This window comes from Sphingopyxis sp. (genome assembly GCF_016463645.1).
In the GTDB taxonomy this organism is placed as follows: domain Bacteria; phylum Pseudomonadota; class Alphaproteobacteria; order Sphingomonadales; family Sphingomonadaceae; genus Sphingopyxis.
The window spans coordinates 1-2,694 of the sequence record NZ_JAEMQX010000226.1; the positions used below are offsets into that span (position 1 = coordinate 1).

Consider the following 2,694-nt stretch of genomic DNA (forward strand, 5'->3'; position numbering starts at 1 on the left):
TGCCTTCGTCGTCGATGTCGCGAAGGACATAGCCGCGGCCCCAGACCGTCTCGATATAATTTTCACCCCCGCAAGCCAGCGCGAGTTTCTTGCGCAGCTTGCAGATGAAGACGTCGATGATCTTCAGTTCGGGCTCGTCCATGCCGCCATAAAGGTGGTTCAGGAACATTTCCTTGGTCAGCGTCGTGCCCTTGCGGAGCGAGAGCAGTTCGAGCATCTGATATTCCTTGCCGGTCAGATGTACGCGCGTCGTATCGACCTCGACCGTCTTGGTGTCGAGGTTGACCGCCAGCTTGCCGGTCTTGATGACGCTCTGGCTGTGCCCCTTCGAACGGCGGACCACAGCGTGGATGCGCGCGACCAGTTCGTCGCGGTGGAACGGCTTCGTGACATAGTCGTCGGCGCCGAAGCCGAACGAGCGCACCTTCGAATCCATTTCCGAAATGCCCGACAGGATGAGCACCGGCGTCTGCACCTTGGCGGTGCGCAGCTTCTTCAGCACGTCATAGCCGTGCATGTCGGGCAGGTTCAGATCGAGCAGGATGATATCGTAATCATAGAGCTTGCCGAGATCCAAGCCCTCTTCCCCCAGATCGGTGGTATAGACGTTGAAGCCCTCGGTGGTGAGCATCGTATCGATCGCTTTCGCGGTCGTCGGCTCGTCCTCGATCAGCAGTACGCGCATTGGGCACCCCTTGACTGTTTCCCACGATAATCCCGCGAACCGATCGCATGACTATCAAGGATGTCACCCGACCAACCCCCGTTGCAGGACTGCCGGAACATTAACCACGAAACTAATGAAGGGAAAAGGTTAATTTTGATTTAACCCGCGGAAGTCCGCGAGTCGCGGCCATTTTGCAACAGTCGTTCAGCCCGTCTTCACATCATGGTGAAGCGCCATATAGCGGTCGTGCGCCCCCGTGCACGACATCTTGAGCGTATCGACGAGATGATCCGAAAGCGCGCGCACGCGCGCCGGGCGCAGCCGCGAGGGCGGCGACAGCAGGTGCAGATGCGACTGCGGCAGCGACCAGTCGGTGAGGATCGGGACGACCGCCCCCGATGCCAGCGCTTCGGCCGCGATGAAGTCGGGCAGCGCCGCGATCCCGACGCCCGCGACCACCAGCGGCACCGCGACATCGCCATTGTTCGCGAACAACGGCCCCGTCGGCAGCACCGTCGCCTCCTCGCCCTTGCGGTGGAAATGCAGCGGCATCGCGCGCTGGCGGTGGCCGTAGCCGATCAGCCTGTGGCCCGCGAGTTCGAGCGGGTGCCTGGGCGTGCCGTGCTTCTCCAGATAGGCGGGGCTCGCGATCACCGACGCCGCGACCGGCGCGATCGTGCGCGCGAGAAGGCTCGAATCGGCAAGCGGCGCGATGCGCAGCGTCAGGTCGATCCCCTCGGCGACGGGATCGTGCCGCGCATCGCTCAGCAATACCTCGATCTCGACCGCCGGATGCCGGTCCAGAAAGACGGCGAGCGGAGGACCGAGCACCTTGATCCCGAAGCTCATCGGCGCCGCGAGGCGGATCGGGCCCGCCAGATCGACGCGGTCGCCGCGCGCGGCCTCAGTGGCCGCGGTCGCCGCGGCAACCATCGCCCGCGCCTCGTCGAGCAGCCCCGCGCCGGCGGTCGACACCGCAACGACGCGCGAGCTGCGATGCAGCAAGGTGATACCCAGCGACGTCTCGAGCCGCGTCACCGCCTTCGACACACTCGCCTTCGACAGGCCGAGCGCGGCCGCCGCCGCGGTAAAGCTGCCGCCATCGGCGACGGCGACGAAACAGGCCCAGCCTTCATAATCGGGAAGCGCCACGGAATACCTCAAAATCGGAAACGATGGTTTTCCATCTACGCTATTTCAGAAACGATCCAAGAGCCTATTTTGTCCTCAACAGATGAACGCCGCCGGGCAGCAAAATCCCGGAGTGGAGCGACAAGGAAAGGACAAGGCCAATGATCGACATCCGCAAATTCGACACGCTGGGCCATGCCAACCACGGCTGGCTCGACGCCCGTCACCATTTCTCGTTCGCCAATTATTACGAGCCCGACCGCATGGGCTGGGGCGCGCTGCGCGTCTGGAACGACGATGCCATCGCTGCGCAGTCGGGTTTCCCTCCGCACCCGCACCGCGACATGGAAATCATCACCTATGTTCGCACCGGCGCGATCACCCACCGCGATTCCATGGTCAACACCGGCCGCACCGCGGCGGGCGACGTCCAGGTGATGAGCGCCGGCACCGGCGTGACGCACAGCGAGTTCAACCTCGAGGACGAGGAAACCACGCTGTTCCAGATCTGGATCATGCCCGACCGTGACGGCGGCAATCCCGGCTGGGGCGCGCGCCAGTTCCCCAAGGCCGACCGTTCGGGCCAGTTCGTGACGCTGGCAAGCGGCATCGAAGGCGACGAGGCCCTGCCGATCCGCGCCAACGCCCGCGTCGCCGCGGCAACGGTGAACGCCGGGACGAGCGTCTCCTATGACCTCGAGGCCGGACGTCACGCCTATCTGGTCGCCGCCAAGGGCCGCATCCGCGTCAACGGCGAGGATGCCGATCCGCGCGACGGCATCGCGCTCCGCGATGTCGGCACGATCACGGTCGAGGCGCTCGACGACGCCGAACTGGTTCTCGTCGACAGCCTGTAATCGAGCCCCCCGGGCCGCCGCCTGTCCCCCTCCCTGTGG

General features: G+C 64.6%; 3 protein-coding genes. 1 reads left to right on the top strand and 2 read right to left on the bottom strand.

The window, feature by feature from the left end:
• Both ctrA and JHC57_RS21865 read right to left on the bottom strand, forming a co-directional pair.
• On the bottom strand, positions 1-685 hold a 685-nt coding region (gene ctrA / locus JHC57_RS21860), incomplete at its 3' end, for a response regulator transcription factor CtrA (RefSeq protein WP_294032678.1).
• A gap of 186 nt (positions 686-871) precedes the next feature.
• The gene (locus JHC57_RS21865; protein WP_294032679.1) at positions 872-1,819 is read right to left on the bottom strand and encodes a LysR family transcriptional regulator; all 948 of its coding nucleotides are present in this window, start codon (positions 1,817-1,819) and stop codon (positions 872-874) included.
• Between the two features lie 140 nt (positions 1,820-1,959).
• Here JHC57_RS21865 and JHC57_RS21870 point away from each other — a divergent pair, with 140 nt between their 5' ends.
• Positions 1,960-2,655 (top strand): pirin family protein, encoded by a 696-nt coding sequence (locus JHC57_RS21870; RefSeq protein WP_294032680.1) that lies wholly within the window; start codon positions 1,960-1,962, stop codon positions 2,653-2,655.
• Positions 2,656-2,694: the final 39 nt, after the last annotated feature.